The following is a 19,367-nucleotide window of genomic DNA, read 5'->3' as shown; positions in this document are numbered from 1 at the left end:
GGGCACTGCTCTAACCATGGACTATCGACTATGGACCATGGACTTTTCAAGCATGAATCTATTAAACTAAATACTCAACCAATGAAAACAAACAGAAGATCACTATTCAAAAAGATCAGTCTCGGGCTTGCCGGATTATTCGGGGCCGGGGTTGCGAAAGCCGGAACGAGCGCTGAAAAGGAAGTAACGGGAACGGTTGTGATGGACCAGGAGATCCCGCTTTTCTCCAGCGCTATTGTGCACAATGGTTTTGTGTTCATTGCGGGCAAGGGCGCACACTTTGAAGGTGATATCAAGGCCCACACCAAACACGTGCTGGATGAATTGCAGAAAGAACTGGAGAAGGCTGGATCGTCCATGGAGCACGTGGTGAAGGCGAATGTATACCTGAACGACCTGAAGGACTACAAGGCCATGAACGAAGTGTTCCGCGGCAGGTTCGGAAAGAAACCTCCTGTGCGCACAACCATCGCTGCTGCCGGCGGAATTCCGGGTGACTCGCTGGTGGAGATCGACTGCATCGCCGTATTAAAATAGATCACCTATGGCCAGAAGAAGAGACTTGCTGAAAGGCCTGGTCACACTGCCGCTGGCGGGAGGCATTGCAGGCCACGCGCTTGCCATGCCGGAGCAGGCCCGTGATTTTGAACGCGACTACTTCAAGGAGCTGGGTGTCCGCACATTTATCAATGCTGCGGGCACCTACACAGCCCTGACGGCGTCGCTGCCTCACCCGGAAGTGATCAAGGCCATCAACTATGCAGCGCTGCAGTTCGTCAAGCTGGAAGAGCTGCAAGACAGGGTTGGCGAGCGTATAGCCGAACTGTTGAAATGCGAGGCCGCCATGGTCACATCAGGCGCTGCTTCCGCCATCACACTCGGCACCGCTGCAGTGCTTACCGGTGGAGACCCACAGAAAGTGGAGCGGATCCCCAACGATCTTACAGGAATGAAGTCTGAGGTCATCATCCAGAAGTCACACCGCGTGGGCTACGATCATGCCATCCGCAACTGCGGCATCAAGCTGATCGAGGTGGAAACGAAGGGCGAGATGGAAGCTGCCATCAATGCACAAACCGCCATGATGTGGTTCTATAACAACAACAATCCCGTAGGAAAAATCAGGGACGAAGAGTTTGTTGCCATCGGCCGGCGATACGGCGTTCCTACGTTCAACGACTGTGCTGCCGATGTACCTCCGGTGGAGAACCTCTGGAAGTACACGAAGATGGGATTCGACCTGGTTTGCTTCTCCGGTGGAAAGGGCCTTCGCGGACCTCAGAGCGCGGGACTGCTGCTGGGTAAAAAGGATCTCATCAGCGCCGCCCGGAAAAATGCGCCACCCAATGGCAATTCGATCGGCCGGGGAATGAAGGTGAACAAGGAAGAAGTGCTGGGCATGCTGGTGGCGCTGGAGATCTATCTTGCCAAAGACCATCAGCAGGATTGGGCCTTGTGGGAAAAGCAGGTTAAATTGATCAACGATGCAGCCGTTTCCGTGCCTGGCGTGAAAACGGAAATGCATGTTCCCGAGATCGCCAACCACGTACCTTCTATCCGGATCAGATGGGATGCCGGCAAGATCCAGGCTACACCTGACGAGGTGAGGAACCAGCTGCGCAACGGTCATCCTTCCATCGAGACAGTGGGCGGTGCTGAGTCGGTCGACATGACCACCTGGATGATGATCCCCGGAGAAGAGCGTATCGTTGCCAAAAGATTGAAGGAGGTCCTAAGTGCTGCGGTCAAGAAATAAATGCAGGTTCACGTGTTCTGAAGCCCATCAAATGGGGATCCTTCATTCGCACCTTCCTACGCTCAAGCCTCCATTCAGGATGACGGCGAAACGAGACGCTCCTTCGCGCACTTTGCGTCTTCTTTGCGGATCTTTGCGTGAACCGCATTTTGTATTTTGAGAAAAACCAAGCAGCTGTTCATAAATAACCGGTACTTATGAATTATCTTTCAGTTTTTATCTTATTCATGACAGCAGGAGTCTTCTATCCAAAGGAAAATACCAGGACCTACCACGTAAAAAGAACTTCGAAAGATATTGCCATCACTGGAAAAGGTGATGCGCCGCAGTGGGCTGGCGCCAGTGTGCTGTCTGACTTCAGCTATCCATGGGAAGACGGGCAACAACCCTCTCCCACGTCTTTCAAAGCGCTGCACAACGAGCACTGGTTGTATTGCTTATTTGAAGTGCAGGACAACAACGTAAACATCTACACAAACAAGCACGAAAAAAAAGAGGTGATATCGTCTGACCGCGCCGAAATATTTTTCAAGATCGACGACCAGCTCACGCCGTATTACTGCCTCGAGATAGATCCTTCAGGCAGAGTCCTGGATTATATAGGAGAGCATTACCGGAAGTTCGACTTCCAGTGGAGCTGGCCGGCGGGAGGGCTGATCGTGAAGACACATCTTACCAGACAGGGTTATAGCATCGAGCTGGCCATCAGCAAACAGTCGTTGACATCGCTCGGGTTATTAAAGAACAACACACTGCAGGCGGGACTGTACAGAGCAGACTGCGTTGCTCTGGCAGGAGAAGAAGCAACGTTCAAGTGGATCAGCTGGATCAAGCCACAATCGGAAACACCGGATTTTCACATCGCGTCTTCGTTTGGTGTTTTGAAACTGGAGTGAGAAGTTGACAATTGACAAAAGAGCAATTGACAACATTTTGAGTCTGCATCATGAGTCAGGCTACCGGCTCAGAGCACATCCTGCAAAACGCACACTACTCTTTGTCAACTGTCCTGTTGTCAACTGTCAACTATTTCACAAAGCCAATAGTAGAATACACTCCCACCTGAAACGTGTGATTATCTTCGATCCTGTTCCGGGTTCCGGCAGTTGTATCGAGGCTGCGGAGCTGCACCAGCTGATACAGATATCCTACTTCCAATTTCCAGGTGGGTGAGAATGTATAGCCGAGGGCCGCATAAGCGCGGTTCTGATCGAAGATATTGTATGCCACATCTTTCCCCGCGTTGATAAAGATCTCATCGTACACCGCCGCAAATACGGGGTGCTCACCTCCCGTAAGGTTCACAGAGGCTTTGGCCATGTACCGGAAGCGGTGCTCAAACCTGCCATTCTCGAACTCGCCGGTAGCGGAATTGCCGATCATCCGCTGCTCGATCCTGTAACGATGTGCCAGCCTTACTTTCCCCAACGTCTGAGTAGTAGCCAGCTGTTGCCAGATGCGGTGCTCGGGAAAGGCATTGGCCACGGCAAAGTCGCCATAGGGATAAGTCTCTACAAATGCGTAACCCACGGTGAGTCTTGCGCCGTTCTTTAAATAATAATCGAGTCCGGTGCGAAGCAGAAGCTGCTGGCTTTCGGCAAACAGGTCGTGTCTTCTCCACTGCACTTCTGCATGGAGCCCGAAGCGTTCAGAGAATTTATGGTTGCCAAAGTACATCAGCCACGCGTGGTGGTTGGTGGTGTGCAACCGGGCCTGCTGCGCGTAAAGCGACGCTGTGGAAATCAAAAGGCATGTTACCAGTGCCAATCTTAATGTCTTTCTAATAAGGTGGAATTTCATCGCGTAATGTTTATCGGGACCTCATAGATACGCGTGGAAGTTTAAAGTTCAAAATTTGAAGTTTAAAGTTTGAGGGTTAAAGTTGGTTACGAGTCCACAGTCGACGGTCCACAGTCCACTGTCAGCGCCGTTAGGTTTTAATCCTACAGAGTTTACAGTTATTTATTTCTATTAAAGACTGTGAAAAGTAAATACAGCACGGTACGGCCGTGGACTGTCGCACAGTGGACCGTGGACTCAACCTCACAACGTGGGGATATACGCATGGTGCGCACCTGCCCTGTACACCCGCCGGAAATGTTATTCCGCCTTCTAAAAAATGTATGCGCCGATCCTGTTCCGGAATGCCTGATGTTACACTCCCAGAAGGCCACGTGATGTGCAAAAATGCGCACGGAATTCACGGTTAATAACAGGTGTGTTATCGAACACACACAGCAATTTCGAAGAAAAAATCACACGATCCATTTCTAATCTCGCAGTAAATTCGGTACATTCGATAATACGCTTTTAATGACGCGTTAACCCTAAACTGAAAAAACCTTATATGCATAAAGAAAACTACTGACTCCACCTGATCCCGCGGGCACCAGGCTGCCGGTTGTGGATTTTCGCACACAGCGAATTAACCTATGTTATTTTACCCCTAACCCATTCTTTTTTATGAAACAACAATACCCGATTTTACTATTGGTATTGTTCCTGGCGCTTGGCAGCTCCACAGCCTTTGCGCAGCAGCGAACATTATCAGGTACAATCAAAGACACGCAAGGATCTCCACTCCCGGGTGTCAATGTGATCGTCAAAGGCACATCTACAGGTACTACATCCGACACAGAAGGCCGTTACAACATCAACCTGAACGAGGGTGCCACCACGCTGGTATTCTCCTTTATCGGCTTCTCCACACAAGAAGTTGAAATAGGAACACGCACCTCGATCGATGTTACCCTATCAGAAGACGTTACCGAATTGAACGAAGTGGTAGTTACCGCGCTCGGTATCGAAAGAAGTACCAGGGCGTTGCAGTATTCAGCCACGCAGGTAAATGGCGACAACTTTACACAAGCCCGCGAGAACAACCTCGGCGCATCACTCTCAGGAAGGGTGGCCGGCGTTAACGTGAGCAAAATGGCTTCAGGACCTGCCGGATCTTCGCGGGTGATCATCCGCGGAAACAAATCACTGGGCGGCCAGAGCCAGCCGTTGTATGTGGTGGATGGTATCCCCATGGACAACTCCAGCTTCGGCGATAACAACGGTCAGGCTGGCCTATGGGGCGGTCAGGACCAGGGCGACGGCCTCTCCAGCATCAACCCCGATGACATCGAATCCATCACCGTACTGAAAGGCGCCAACGCTGCCGCCCTCTACGGTTCCAGGGGTGGAAACGGTGTGATCAGCATCACTACAAAAAAAGGTACTAATAGAAAAGGACTCGGCATCGAGCTGAACTCCAACTTCGTTGCTGAAACCGTGAACAACCTCAGCGACCTGCAGACCTCATATGGCACAGGCGCTTACCAGGGTGGTGTGCCCTTAAGGCCTACTACCGTTCAGGATGCGTTCAACTGGAGTGAAAATGCCTGGGGACCTAAATTCGATCCCAGCCTCAACTACATGGGTATCGACGGCGTGATGCGACCTTATGTCAATGCCGGCGACAACTGGGACCGCTTCTACAAAACGGGTACCGCCTGGACCAATAGCCTGGCCGTAACCGGTGGTAGCGACAAGCAAACTTTCCGCTTCGGCGTTTCTGATCTGCGGAGCGATGCAGTGGTTCCCAACTCAGGTTACGACAGGCTCAACGTGAGTCTCAACACCAGCGCGAAGCTTGGAAACAAAGTGACTGTAGTGGCCAAGGTGATCTACTCCAATGAGGAGACACACAACCGTCCCACAGTATCCGACTCTCCGGGCAACGCCATTCAGGCCATCTGGAGACGGCCGGCAAACATCAATGTCGATGACCTCATCGGCGACCCGAACAAACCCGGTGCCATTCCGGCCGGTGTTGATCCCGCCATCCTGCAGGTCTACGGTCAGGGAGAAGATCCCAAATTTGAAGGACAGGAATTGCTGCCTGCCGCCAACAACTGGGGACAAAATCCCTGGTGGGCTGCCTATCAGCATGTCAATGACGACGAAAGAGACCGCATCATCACGTCGGGTCAGATCCGGTACGACTTCACAAGCTGGCTCTACGCTCAGGGCCGCATCGGTATGGACTGGTTCGTACGCAGAAGCACACAGCTGACCCCTGAGGGTGTAGGCTATCAGCTCGGCGGCGCTTTGAACGAAGGTGAAGACCGCGTGCGCGAGATCAACCAGGAATGGACGCTGGGCTTCAACAAGACCTTCAACAAGATCGGTGTCAATGCCTTTGTCGGCGGAAACAAAATGACCCGCAGCAATGAACGGCTCCAGGTTAACGGCAACGGGTTCAACGTTCCGTTCCAGCCCTTCATCAACAATGCCAAGCAGCGGAATTACACCTATGATTATAGAGGCCAGGGCATCAACTCCCTGTTCGCATCAGCAGAGATCAGCTACAACAGCTACCTGTTCTTAACGGCTACGGCAAGGGAAGACTGGTTCTCGGTACTGAACCCGGCAACCAACAACGTGACCTATCCATCTGTTGGCGCCAGCTTTGTTTTCTCGGATGCCTTTAGCTCGATGCCTTCGTGGCTGAGCTTCGGCAAAGTGAGGGCATCGTGGGCACAAGTGGGTATCGCTACCATCCTTCCTTACAATACCAACCTGACCTACTCCCTGAATGGCAATCCACACGCAGGTTTCGATGGCATACCCCGTACCATGGGATCATTCACTGCGATATCGCAGAACAACGCCAACATTCCTAACCCTGACCTTAAGCCCACCCTGTCAACGGAGATCGAATTCGGGATCGATGCGCGGTTCCTGGACAACAGGATCGGCATAGACCTCACGTTCTACTCTCAGAAGACCTCGGACGACATCCTGCGCGCGACCATTTCGAGAGCGTCGGGATTCGGGACCACTGACGTGAACGTAGGCGAGCTTCAGAACAAGGGTATAGAAGTGCTGCTCACCGGCACACCTGTAAGAGGGGCTCTGACCTGGGATATCTCCCTGAACCTGGCCAGGAACAAGAACAAAGTAGTCACACTTTTACCCGGTGTGAAAGAGCTCATCCTTGAAGAGCCCCGGACCAGGAACGTGTTCATCAAACACATTGTCGGCGAGCCTTTCGGTATGATCACCGGCCGTGTTCAGCAAAAATCTCCTGCCGGCCAGCCGATGTACCTGACAGATGGAAGACCTTTGGCTTCGGCTGATTATGTTCCGATCGGCAATGGGGTTCCCGACTTAACAGGTGGTTTGACAAACTCGCTCACGTATAAGGGAATCAACCTGAGCTTCCTGATCGACTTCAAGTTCGGCGGCGACATTTTCTCCGGCAGCAACGACCGCCTCACCCAGTGGGGTCTGCACAAGCAATCCATCATCGGACGTCCGGGAGAAACACCGCTGCATGTGAAGGGCGTGACCGACAACAACGAGACCCCGATCGACAGGGATCTGACACCCGACGAAGCCCGTCTGTACTGGAATTCGGTCGGTGGTGAGAGCACCGCTATTTCCACCATGTTCCTCTATGATGCTTCTTACGTCAAGCTGAGACAGCTTACCCTGGGCTACAGCCTGCCGCGCACGTTGCTGAGCAAAACACCGTTCCAGAAAATAACGATCTCTTTCGTGGGACGGAACCTTGCCATCCTGCACAAGAACATCGACAATGTTGACCCTGAATCGAATTACTCGGCCAACGCCGGAGCGCAAGGCCTGGAATACTTCGGTTTCCCGTCTACGCGGAGCTATGGATTTAACCTGGGTCTTGGGTTCTAACTACTAAATATGCATAAGATGAAATTGATCAATAAAACTATCCTCGCAGCATTGATCGCAGCTTCTCCGCTGACAGGCTGTGACACGGATGCACTGCATGATCTCAACGTAAACCCGCAGGCATTGAACACCATTCCGATGCCGATCCTCTTCACCACGGCAGAGCTGGGTTCTGCTTCGGGAGGTTCATCGGGTGACAACCGGTATATTGACTGGCGTACCAACATCGGTTTCGCCGGTTATGCGATACAACAATTGTCAACAGCTACCGGTGGCATTTCGCCCGGTGATAAATATTTTGACAATGTGGAATCATATGCCGCTCCCTGGGAGTTCATCTACGGCGATCAGCTGAAGAACCTCGCGGAGATCATCAAACAAACTGGTCCCGGCGGATATGACGAAGGCAACAATAACATCCGGCAGGCTGCCCGCATTCTGCGTGTGTTCAACTTTCACAGGCTTACCGACTACTACGGTAACATTCCGTACAACGAAGCCCTGAAAGGAATAGAGAAGGTGTTCTTCCCTACCTACAACACGCAACAGGAGATCTACACCGACCTGCTGAAGGAGCTCGACGAAGCCACCGCGGCCATGCAACCGCTGGTGAGCACCAACCGCGATGATGTGGCTTTTGCAGAAGCAGACCTTATCTATGACGGCGATATCGCCAAGTGGAAGAAGTTCGGCTACTCGCTGATGCTGCGGCTGGCGATGCGCGTTTCCAATGTGGCACTGCCGATGGCCAACACGTACGTTGCCAAAGCAGTGGCCGGCGGTGTATTCACCACCAATGACGACAACGTCTGGATCCCGATGAACGATGGTCCGAACGAGTGGACCAACCAGAACGGCATATCGAGAGCATTTTCTGCAGGTGACGGCGGACAGCCCACCACGCTGAGCAAATCGCTGATCGATGCCCTCAAGGGACCCAACGCAGGCAGCACCGTTGACGACGATCCGAGGCTGTTCATCTTCAGTGAAGGCTTCAATGGCAATACCGATCCCCTCGCGCAACGCGGCTTGCCCAATGGTCTGGACCAAACCATGATCGATGCCATGGAAGGCAAGACCGGTGTTGTAGTGGCCGAAACATTCTCTCAGATGAATGACAAGCTGCTGGATGACGCTGATCCCTATATGCTGATGAACTACGCCGAAGTAGAATTCCTCCTGGCGGAAGCTGGTGAACGAGGTATCGGCGGCGTGTCTGCAGCTACGGCAGCAGCACATTATGCAGCTGGCGTAAAAGCTGCCATGCAGATGTATACACCTTTCGATGCTACGCTGGCGGTAAGCGATGCTGCTGTAACCGCTTACCTGGCCGCACGTCCCTATCCTGTTGCCGGTACGCTCACTGCTAAGCTTGACGCCATCGGCACGCAGCTTTGGCTGAGCAAGTTCATGAACTGGTGGGATGCGTGGTCAGATTGGAGAAGAACGGGATTCCCGGCATTGACCCCAACCAATTACCCGGGCAATGTTACCGGAGGAACCATACCGGTTAAGTTGAGATTGCCGAGCCACGAAGTAGCGGGCAACCCTAACTATCTTACCGGTGCTACCATGCCCGATCTTCCTACCACAAAAGTATGGTGGGATGGCGGAAACTGATGGACATAGCCGTGAGGCGTGAGCTATGAGTTGCGAAATGCAGCCGTGTGCTCCGTGTCATGTGAGCCAGTGAAAAATAAAAAGCCCTTGAGATATTCAGGGGCTTTTTCTTTTATCTTTTATCTTGCAGTTTGTAACAGCCCTCGAGACTCCACCATTATCTCTTTTCATGAAAAGAACATTACTCACATGTTTGGCCACACTGCTTTTCTTTTGCAGCGTAATTGCCCAGCCCCTTTTTGAAAAGCTGGCGCCGCAGAAAACAGGTGTGACCTTTAAGAACAAGCTCGACGAAAGCCCCACGTCGAATGTGCTTACCTATGAATATTTTTATAATGGCGGCGGTGTTGCCTCCGGTGACATCAACAACGATGGCCTCGAAGACCTGTACTTCACAGGCAACATGAAACCCAATGCGCTGTATCTCAACCTGGGCAATTTCAAGTTCAGGGAGATCGCCACCCCGGCAGGTGTCAGCTGTGCTTCCGGATGGAAGACCGGCGTGACCATGGCCGATGTCAATGCTGACGGATTTCTGGACATCTATGTATGCTATTCCGGTAAGGGCGATCCAGAAAAAAGAAAGAACAAGCTCTTCATCAACAATGGTGATCTGACCTTCACAGAACAAGGCGCAGCTTATGGATTGGACGATCCCGGACACACGACACACGCGTCGTTCTTCGATTTCGACCGCGACGGCGATCTCGATATGTACCTGCTCAACCACAACGTGACCGTGATCCGTGAATTTGAATTCGCCCAGGTGAAGAACACCAGGCACCCGTACGCCGGCCACAAATTGTTCAGGAACGACAACGGCCACTTCACCGACATCAGCGCCGCGGCGGGCATTAAAGGCAACCCGCTCGGGTTCGGGCTCGGCATCACCGTAGCCGACATCAACAAAGACGGATGGCTCGACATGTATGTATGCAATGACTACGTGGAGCCTGACTACGTGTACATCAACAACCGCGACGGCACCTTCACCGACCGCATGACGGAATACATGCAGCACATCTCCTACTTTTCCATGGGCTGCGATGTAAGTGACATCAACAACGACGGATGGCCCGACATCTTCACCGTAGACATGCTGCCGGAAGACAACAAACGGCAAAAGCTTTTGTACGGTCCTGACAACTATGAGTACAACGCCGTGATGGTGCTCAACGGTTTCTATTTTCAGAACATGCGCAACATGCTGCACCTGAACAATGGCGACGGAACCTACAGCGAGATCGGCCAGTACGCCGGTATCTCAAAAACCGACTGGAGCTGGGCACCCTTGTTTGCAGACTACGACAACGACGGATGGAAAGACCTGTTCGTCACCAACGGCTACTATCGCGATTATACCAACCGCGACTTCCTCAAATACAAAGGCGATTACTACTTTCAGAAAGCCAAAGCGAGAGAGAAAGCCGATACATTTCACCTCGTGAGCACCATGACGTCCACACCCGTGCATGACTACATGTACAGGAACAATGGCGATCTGACGTTCACCGACAAAAGCACGGAGTGGGGATTTGCAACGCCTAATTTTTCAAACGGCGCAACGTACGCCGACCTGGACAACGACGGAGATCTCGACCTTGTCGTCAGCAATCAGAATACAAACGCTGATGTCTTCAGGAACCAGAGTCGTGAGCGCAACCCTTCGCAGCATTATCTCCAGCTGATGCTGACCGGTTCGGGAAAGAATACGCGGGCCATCGGTGCCAGGGTAACGCTTTACAGCAAAGGAAAAGTTCAGTACCTCGAACACATTCCCGCGCGTGGATTTCAGTCGTCGGTGGGCGATCGCCTGCACGTGGGCCTGGGCGAAGCCGGCAAGGTTGATTCGCTTCGCATCACCTGGCCTTCGGGAACAGAAACAGTGATGAAGGATATCAAAGCAGATCAGGTGCTGAAGGTCAGCGAGGGTACTGCTACAAAAAGTAATGCGATAGCAGAAAATTCAGCGCCGAGGAAAACGGTATTCACAAAAACGGAAACCCTGGTGAATTACGCTCATGCGGAAGCAGGTTTCAACGATTTTAAAAGACAACCCCTGCTCACGATGATGCTCACACCCTGCGGACCCGTGATGGCTACCGGCGATGTCAACGGCGACGGAAGAACGGATGTTTTTGCTGGGGGAACGCAGGACAACCCCGGGAAGGTCTTTATCCAGAACAACACCGGCCACTTCGACGAATCAGCATCTCCCCCTTTTAATAAACAGCATACCGACGCCGATGCAATTTTCTTTGATGCGGATGGAGACCGCGACTCCGACCTGTACGTGGCCAGCGGTGGATACAATGACTACAAAGAAAACGACAAGGCGCTTCTGGACAGGCTCTACCTCAACGATGGTACGGGAAAATTTACCCTTACGGCGGATGCGCTGCCACCGATGCCCGTCAGCAAGTCGTGCGTGAGCGCAAGTGACTTTGACCATGATGGCGATCTCGATCTGTTCGTGGGCGGGCGTGTGATCCCCGGCAAATATCCTGTTACACCCGAAAGTTTTCTGCTGCGAAACAACGGCGGTCGTTTTGAGAACATCACCGCTGCCATGGCTGGTGACCTGGTGCGTCCCGGAATGGTGACCGACGCCCTGTGGACAGACCTGAACGCAGATGGCTGGGATGACCTGGTCGTTGCCGGAGAATTTATGGCGATCGAGGTGTTCCTGAACCAGAAAGGAAAAAAGCTCGAGCGGGCCAGCGATCAATTTTTCGAAGCGCCGCTCGCGGGAATGTGGACCAAGCTCATGGCCCATGACTTCGACCACGATGGTGATATGGACCTGGTAGCCGGTAACCTTGGATTGAATACCCAGCTTCGCGCCAGCACAACAGAACCCATCACGCTCGTGTATAAAGATTTCGATAACAATGGTTCCATCGATCCGATGCTGTGTCATTACATTCAGGGAAAGTCGTACCCGTTTGCCAGCCGCGATGAGCTGCTCGACCAGATCTACAGCATGAGAAGCAAGTTCACCAGCTACGCTTCCTATGCCGACGCCCAGCTCAACAACGTCTTTTCTGCTGCCGATCTGAAAACCGCGCAGACGCTGACAGCCACCATGCTCGAAAGTGTTTACCTTGAAAACAAGCAGGGTAAGTTTGTACCACGTCCGCTCCCATCACCGGCACAGTTCGCTCCGCTGTATGCCATGACCCTGGTTGACTACAACAAGGATGGCAACATGGACCTGCTGCTGGGTGGAAACCAGAGCTCGATACGGATCAGGATGGGCGTGATCGACGCCAACTTCGGCCAGTTGCTGGAAGGCGACGGAAAAGGGAATTTCACCTACGTACCACAACCGAGGTCCGGTTTAAGCACCACAGGCGATATGAAGTCCATGGAAATGATCAGTGTCAACGGGGAAGCCTACCTGCTGACGGGCATCAACAACGTAGGTATTCAAACTTATAAACTGAACGGAAAATGAGATCGGTCAAAAATATTGTCTTCACGTTTATTCTGCTTGCACCAGTCCTGGGATATTCACAGAAAGAAGACCGGAAGCAGGAGCTTCAGCTGCTGGCCGATAACGTTTTTCATTTGTCAGAGGTGATGCTGCACGATGTGGCAAACCCTCCGGCCGCAAGCAGGTTCTATGCTTACGCGATGTTGGGGGCTTATGAAACGGCGCTGTCACTCTCTTCGGGAGGCAGGCTTGCCGATCTGAACACAAAGCTGAATGTGAACCCGGCCATCAACACACCTCCGGCCGGCAGCAACCTCAACCTTTCTTTCTGCGCCAATTACGCCATGCTGGAAGTGGGCCGCATGCTGATGCCTTCGGGACCGATGCTGGAAGAAAAACAGCAGGCGTTAATAAAACATTTCAGGGATGGGCGCAAGATCACGGCCAAAAACATGCCGCAACACATTGCCTATGCGCAGGAGATTGCCAGGCAGGTAGTGCAATATGCCCGCGCAGACGACTACAACAAGCTCAGCGCCTACGCGCGGTACAGGCCCATGAAGGATGAAGGCCATTGGTACCCCACACCACCCGAATATATGGGTGCGGTAGAGCCGCGGTGGAGCACGGTAAGGGCTTTCTTCCTCGACTCGGCAGCACAGTTCGCGCCCCTTGCTCCTATGCCCTATAGCAAAGATTCCACGAGCGCATTTTACCGGCAGATGAAGGAAGTATACACAACGGTTAAGAACATTACCCCGGAACAAAGGGCCATCGCCAGCTTCTGGGACTGCAATCCATTTGCCGTGACCTATTCGGGCCACATGGCCATTGGTCTTAAAAAGATCTCACCCGGTGGCCACTGGATGGGCATCACCGGTATCGCGTGCAAGCAGGCGAACCTCGCCCTTGACTCGGCCATCCTGGTGCACACGCTGGTAGCCCTTACGCTGCACGATGCTTTCATCAGCTGCTGGCAGGAGAAGTACAACAGCCACCGGATCCGCCCGGAGACGGCCATCAACAAGCTGATAGACTCTTCATGGCGCCCTTTGCTACAAACGCCTCCTTTCCCTGAGTATACCAGTGGTCACAGCGTTGTATCGTCCGCTGTATCAGTGGTGTTGACTTACCTGCTCGGCGATAATTTCGGTTTCACAGACACCTCTGAAGTTTACTTCGGCATCCCGGAAAGGAAATTCAAATCCTTCTACCAGGCAGCAAACGAGGCGGCCGTCTCTCGCCTGTACGGAGGCATCCATTTTCGCGATGCCTGTGAGCAGGGCGCTGCACAAGGAAAACGTGTAGGGCAGTTTGTGATCTCCTCTGCCTTTGACGTGAAGACCGGGCACGAATAGTGTGCGCGGCGCCGGTCCACAGTCGACAGTCGACCGTCCACAGCCGTGCAGTGTAAATGACAAGACCATTCTACGATTAGCTTTGACCGCTCTACCGTGGTCCGTGGACCGTGCGGGTATTTCACGTGCCGCAGGTAATCCAGATCGAGAGTGATGCAATTTCTGGCACGTAAGACACGCTCCCGATCAAGGCACGATCTTGCTAACCTCCACCGGTCCTAATAATCCGGCATCGAGAAGCTGCCATTCGGGTTTGATGGTGATGTTCGTCTTTGTGAAACGTTTTTCTGCGGGGAGCTCGCGATCACCTACCAATCGGTTACGCCATGAGTTGATTACCTCAACCACAAGCTTGTTACCTTTTTCTCTGAGCGCAGTGGTGACCTCGATCCTGAACAGTGGTGTCCAGGTGATGCCCAACGCCTGGCCGTTCAATGTAACGCGGGCGATGCCAACATCCTGAACATTGCCGAGTGTGATAACGTAACGTTCTCCTTTGGCGAGGTCCGGAAAATCGAACGTGGTTGCGTAGCCCGCTTTCCCCGAATAATAACGCAGATCCTTTTCCGTACGCGTGGTCCAGCTTACCAGTGCCGGAAACTCCAGTGCAGCGGGAACTCCCTGGGTGGTATCAAACGTAACCTTCCACGGACCGAAAATCTGCTTCATCATCTGGTAATTTATGTTATTGTCCTTCTCCGGTCCTTTGCTATTCATAGTAATCGTCTTCCGGAAAACAACGAACACAGAGCCGTACGGTTCGAGCTGCAACGGAACGATGGTCCTTCCTCCCTCCTGGTGAAACGCTTTTGCATCTTTCACTTCACCGGTAACGGCGTTCCACAATTCAGGCTGCTTACCGGTGATGCGGAAAGAAAAATCACCTGACATAGCAGCCTGATCCTGGTTGCTGATGAAGTATACCTCCGTTCCGTTCAACCTGCGGTGAATGTAGTCGTACACCTCCTTTGAAATGCCTTGTGCCTCCAGGTCGGGTTGTACGCCTTGCTGCAGCAGCACCTCTCTTACGCCACGTCCCCAGATCACACGCCCTTTACCAATTTGTTTCTCTCCTGCTGCGCCGGGTGTCTGACCCCACAGCTCATTTGTCAGAGTCGAAAATGTCTCTGCACTGTTCGGAAGCCCGGAGAGGCTCAGCATCCGCGACGGTTTGGTGCCCACAACGGTGGCACCGTCTTTCACCAGGTCGCGGATCTTATTCAGCGCAGCCAGCGAAAGCGTGCCCGTGTTGGGCAGCACCAGCACCTTGTAAGCGATACTGTGTGGTAACATGACCTGGCCATTCCTAACACTGAGCGTCATGAGCCTGTCTTCATTGATCAGGTCGTAATCATAACCAGGCAAAACACCGGCAGGGTCCGCAGCCTTGAGATGCCCGATGTTGGGAACATGATCGCCGTAATAATAAAGCACATCGGTGACAATATTACCTTGCTGCATCAGGTACTGGCATCGTTTAAAATAATCGAACACGGCGCCTGATTCATTCCACCAGGTGATGTTGGGGTTGATGTGTGTGCCCGCAAAATATTCCTGGCCAGGCTTGCCCATCTCTTTCGGAGAGCAGGTGAACGTATGCAGGAATACGAGGTTCAGTCCCGAGCATACTTCACGGTCGAACGGAGGTTTCATGGTAGCCCAGGGCACATCGTTCCAGTGCCTGCCGATGGTGGTGAACGCCTCCGCTCCCACGAGCCGTTTGTTATAGATCTGCGCCGCGCTCGATGCCTGCTTCACAAAGAAGCGGTCTTCCTGCCTCGAGCGGTGTGGCGAAGGCGACCAGAATTCACTCATCATCATTTCGCTGTAGCCGTAATTCTTCAGTCCATCGATCGGGGCTGTGTGAGGGCCGGCGGACTCAGGCTGGATGCCCATGCCATACTTACGGGCACGTTCGGCAAAAACCTTGTAATGGTTTTCCGCGATACAGTCGCCGATGGTCTTGCGGAAGTCGGCCAAAAAAGCATTGCTCACCTCGCGACTCTGGATGATCCGGCCGGCGATCACCGGAAGGTATGCCTGAGGCGCATAGCCTCTGCGTGACTGAAACTCTTCGGAGAAGCGGTCAGACCAATTGATGCCCCCCAGCTCCCAGCTATCGGTTTGCAGATAACGAAGTGTTTTGCCGGCCATGGGTCCGATAGCATTGAGCAAGGGCTCCACATGGGTCTCCCAATAACGGTTGAAATATTTCGGGTTCATGTAATCGATCACCCTTCCCTGCCATTTGCCACTTGACGTAGAGACATGGGCATCACTGGTGGTGTAACCGAAACGCATGATGGTCCATTCACCTGCCGGAACCTGCCACCGAATGCGGCCCGTGCTGTCTGGCTTCTTGCTGAGCACAACAACATCTTTCAGCAGCGCATCTTCTTCGCCAGCCGACGCTGGAGCATCTTCGAGCAGTTTCTCCGTAAAGTAGCCCGAGCGGTTGCCTTCAACGAAAGCTGCTTTCAGCGAAAGGTCAGCGATGGGTGGCCGCGTTGGTGCGATGTTCTTCTTCGGAAAGGCCACCGCGACGATATCGCGATAAAAATTATCACGAATGGGTGGCAAGGGAAGCGTCTGACCAAGATTAAGATCAGACGGGCCTTTCACCGTGATCTCCGACCAGGTAAGGTGTTTCGTGGCTTCCTCGGGTGTGATGTCAGGCCCACCGAGATTCCATCCGCTCTGGATGCCCAGGCTCAGCACAAGCCCGAGACGGCCGGACTCTTTTACAGCGTGCAGATAGAGCGCTCGCCACGCGGCACTGCCGAACATCGGCCCCTCGGGCACATCGCCATTGCCCTGCTGATTCTGCCCTCCCGCGTCTACGATGCACGCACCACTGAAGCCCTTGGCCTTCATCTCTTCAAGGTCTCTGGTGATGGCCTCGCGTGTTACATTGCCATTCAACCACCACCACCAGCAACGGATGCCGTACTGCTGCGGGGGTGTGCGGAAATTAAATGCAAGGGTATCCTGATCATGCGCACCGGTTGTCTGCGGCGGAAACTGTATACTGCATGCCGGGAGCGTGAGGATAAGAAAGAGGACTAGTGTGATCACAGGGTATCGCATATGCCTTATCAATTTCAGGAAAATAAATAAAAATCGGTTATGATAACTACCATGCAGTGTCCTGTAAGAAGAGTCCACGGTCCACAGTCGACGGTCCACGGCAGCGGTTTTCCGGGGGAGTCGTCGGACCACTGACCGAGGCGCGGGCTGGCGCGCAGTGGTCTGACGACTATACCATGACTAACCAAATATTCCATAAATTGCAGCAAACGTGGTCCATGAACCCCATTGTACTGGAAAACATCAATCATTTCTACGATGGACGGCAGGCTTTGCGCGATCTTTCGGTGTCGTTCGCGGAGAATCAATGCACGGCCATCCTTGGAAAAAGTGGCAGCGGAAAATCAACGCTGCTCCAGGTGATCAACGGGCTTGTGAAGCCAGCCTCCGGAAGCGTGACCCTCTTTGGAGACTCCTACCAGGAAGACAAGGCGAATGTGCTGCGGCAAAAGCTCGGGTATGTGATCCAGGGCAACGGACTCTTTCCTCATCTTACGGTTGAGCAGAACATCAGCATCAGCGCAAGGATCATCGGTTACAATAAGGCAAAAACAGCAGCGCAGGTAAACAAGCTGATGACGCTCGTTGATCTTCCCCTGTCGTACAAAGGCAAATATCCTTACGAGCTTTCCGGTGGCGAACAACAACGGGTGGGGCTTTGCAGGGCATTATTCCTCGATCCGCCCGTGCTGCTCATGGACGAACCGCTAAGCGCACTGGATTCGGTGACCCGGCTCGAGATCCAGCAGGAGATCATCAAGCTGCAGCGTGAAGCACCGCGCACTATTCTGTTTGTGACCCATGATATGCGTGAAGCCAAAAAACTGGCCGACCGCATCCTGGTGATCGACCGTGGCAGCATTGAACAATACGGTGCGGCGGAAACTGTGCTACAACATCCCGCGACAGCGGTGGTAAAACAACTCTTTGAAGCTTCCCTGGCATGAGACTCATTACCCTGTTCCTGCTCCTGATCTCTTCTGCTTGTGCTGCTCAGAAGATCCACGTTGGCGCCAAACATTTTAACGAAGGTTATATCCTCAGCGAGATCATCGCGCAGCTGCTCGAAGCCAATGGTTATGAGGTTGATCGCCACTACAACCTCGGCGGAACGATGGTCTGCTTCGCGGCGCTTGAAAAAGGTGAGATCGACATTTATCCGGAATACACGGGCACCATCGCTTCTGAGATCCTCAAACTGAAAGGGCCTATAACGGTGAACGCTATCCGCGAACAAATGCGCACCCGTTTCGGCCTCTCTTTATCGGATCCATACGGTTTTAATAATACGTATGCGCTTGTGGTCACGAAGGAGCTCGCCGAAGCGCGGTCGATATCCTCCATATCGGATCTTATCAAAAATAACAACCTGAACATCGGGCTGAGCTACGAGTTCCTGAAACGTGAAGATGGGTGGGGCAACCTTTCAAAAGCGTATGGCCTGTTGCAGCAACCTACGGGGCTCGAGCATGGACTTGCCTACCAGGCGCTGGAACAGAAAAGGATCGATGTCACCGATGCATACTCCACCGATGGAGAGATCACGAAGTATGACCTGGTCTTGCTCAAGGACGACCTCAATTTCTTTCCAGCATATGAAGCGGTATCGCTTTACAGTGACCGGCTTCCTGAAAAAGCGCGGCAGGTGATCGCGCAGCTTACAGCCACATTGAATGAATCCAAGATGCAGGCGATGAATGCCGCCGTCTTGTATGGGGAAAAGGATTTTGCAACCGTAGCCAGCGATTTTCTGAAACAGCAACACCTGATCACCCAGGCCACGGGAGCCAGAAGCAGCTCTAAAGAGATCATCCTGAAAACGGCAGAGCACATCGGCATTACCTGTATTGCTATTATCGCCGCGATCTTTTTGTCGATACCGCTGGGGGTGATCATTTACTGGAATCCGCGCCTGGCGGGTGCGGCGCTGTACCTGACGGGGCTGCTGCAAACCATACCATCGATCGCGCTGCTCGCCGTAATGATCCCGCTGTTGGGTATCGGCACCTTGCCGGCCGTGGTGGCGCTGTTCCTTTATGCGCTGCTGCCTATTATCCGCAATACGGTAACCGGTCTTCAATCGGTGGACCCAGTGCTTAAAAAGGTTGCTGACAGTCTCGGTATGAGCCGCCTGCAAAAGCTGAGGTATGTGGAGTTTCCGCTCGCCCTCCCGCTGGTCATTTCAGGGATCCGGGTTGCCGCCGTGATCAGTATCGGCACTGCCACGCTTGCCGCTTTTATCGGGGCAGGCGGGTTGGGAGAATTCATCGTCACAGGCCTGGCGCTGAACAATACACGGCTCATCCTTCAGGGAGCGCTGCCGGCGGCAACACTCGCGCTGATCGTGGAATTGCTATTTGAACTGCTCGCGAAGCTCGTGATCCCGGCACACCTGCGCCGCTGATCCATGGTG

11 protein-coding genes are annotated in these 19,367 nt (G+C 53.1%); 9 read left to right on the top strand and 2 right to left on the bottom strand.

What is annotated here, in order from left to right:
- Positions 1 to 81: 81 nt before the first annotated feature.
- The 3 genes from KK083_RS00275 to KK083_RS00265 all read left to right on the top strand — a co-directional run bounded on the left by KK083_RS00275 (position 82) and on the right by KK083_RS00265 (position 2,652).
- Entirely contained in the window at positions 82 to 537 is a 456-nt protein-coding gene (locus KK083_RS00275; RefSeq protein WP_254158780.1) for a RidA family protein, read from the top strand.
- A gap of 7 nt (positions 538 to 544) precedes the next feature.
- Positions 545 to 1,756, top strand: a complete 1,212-nt coding sequence (locus KK083_RS00270; RefSeq protein WP_254158778.1) for an aminotransferase class V-fold PLP-dependent enzyme — start codon at positions 545 to 547, stop codon at positions 1,754 to 1,756.
- 197 nt (positions 1,757 to 1,953) lie between these two features.
- Positions 1,954 to 2,652 (top strand): carbohydrate-binding family 9-like protein, encoded by a 699-nt coding sequence (locus tag KK083_RS00265; protein WP_254158776.1) that lies wholly within the window; start codon positions 1,954 to 1,956, stop codon positions 2,650 to 2,652.
- A 130-nt stretch (positions 2,653 to 2,782) separates the two neighbouring features.
- Here the strand turns inward: KK083_RS00265 and KK083_RS00260 are convergent, their stop codons facing one another.
- The gene (locus tag KK083_RS00260; protein WP_254158774.1) at positions 2,783 to 3,556 is read right to left on the bottom strand and encodes a DUF2490 domain-containing protein; all 774 of its coding nucleotides are present in this window, start codon (positions 3,554 to 3,556) and stop codon (positions 2,783 to 2,785) included.
- 663 nt (positions 3,557 to 4,219) lie between these two features.
- Between KK083_RS00260 and KK083_RS00255 the strand changes: the two genes are divergently transcribed.
- The 4 genes from KK083_RS00255 to KK083_RS00240 all read left to right on the top strand — a co-directional run bounded on the left by KK083_RS00255 (position 4,220) and on the right by KK083_RS00240 (position 13,867).
- Positions 4,220 to 7,453: a SusC/RagA family TonB-linked outer membrane protein gene (locus tag KK083_RS00255; RefSeq protein ID WP_254158772.1), complete on the top strand. Its 3,234-nt coding sequence runs from the start codon at positions 4,220 to 4,222 to the stop codon at positions 7,451 to 7,453.
- Between the two features lie 18 nt (positions 7,454 to 7,471).
- Entirely contained in the window at positions 7,472 to 9,073 is a 1,602-nt protein-coding gene (locus tag KK083_RS00250; protein ID WP_254158769.1) for a SusD/RagB family nutrient-binding outer membrane lipoprotein, read from the top strand.
- A 169-nt stretch (positions 9,074 to 9,242) separates the two neighbouring features.
- Positions 9,243 to 12,530 carry a VCBS repeat-containing protein gene (locus tag KK083_RS00245; RefSeq protein ID WP_254158767.1) on the top strand — a complete coding sequence of 1,096 codons (3,288 nt, stop codon included), beginning with the start codon at positions 9,243 to 9,245 and terminating at the stop codon, positions 12,528 to 12,530.
- A complete protein-coding gene (locus KK083_RS00240; protein ID WP_254158765.1) occupies positions 12,527 to 13,867 on the top strand; it encodes a vanadium-dependent haloperoxidase in 1,341 nt (446 codons plus the stop codon). The genes KK083_RS00245 and KK083_RS00240 overlap by 4 nt, the downstream gene beginning before the upstream one ends.
- Before the next feature lie 186 nt (positions 13,868 to 14,053).
- Here the strand turns inward: KK083_RS00240 and KK083_RS00235 are convergent, their stop codons facing one another.
- The gene (locus tag KK083_RS00235; RefSeq protein WP_254158762.1) at positions 14,054 to 16,942 is read right to left on the bottom strand and encodes a glycosyl hydrolase; all 2,889 of its coding nucleotides are present in this window, start codon (positions 16,940 to 16,942) and stop codon (positions 14,054 to 14,056) included.
- Between the two features lie 188 nt (positions 16,943 to 17,130).
- Between KK083_RS00235 and KK083_RS00230 the strand changes: the two genes are divergently transcribed.
- Both KK083_RS00230 and KK083_RS00225 read left to right on the top strand, forming a co-directional pair.
- Entirely contained in the window at positions 17,131 to 17,901 is a 771-nt protein-coding gene (locus KK083_RS00230) for an ATP-binding cassette domain-containing protein (RefSeq protein WP_254158760.1), read from the top strand.
- Positions 17,898 to 19,358: a glycine betaine ABC transporter substrate-binding protein gene (locus KK083_RS00225; protein ID WP_254158758.1), complete on the top strand. Its 1,461-nt coding sequence runs from the start codon at positions 17,898 to 17,900 to the stop codon at positions 19,356 to 19,358. The genes KK083_RS00230 and KK083_RS00225 overlap by 4 nt, the downstream gene beginning before the upstream one ends.
- Positions 19,359 to 19,367: the final 9 nt, after the last annotated feature.

This window comes from Chryseosolibacter histidinae (assembly GCF_018598225.1).
GTDB lineage: Bacteria > Bacteroidota > Bacteroidia > Cytophagales > Cyclobacteriaceae > Chryseosolibacter > Chryseosolibacter histidini.
This window is presented reverse-complemented; position numbering and strand designations above follow the sequence as displayed.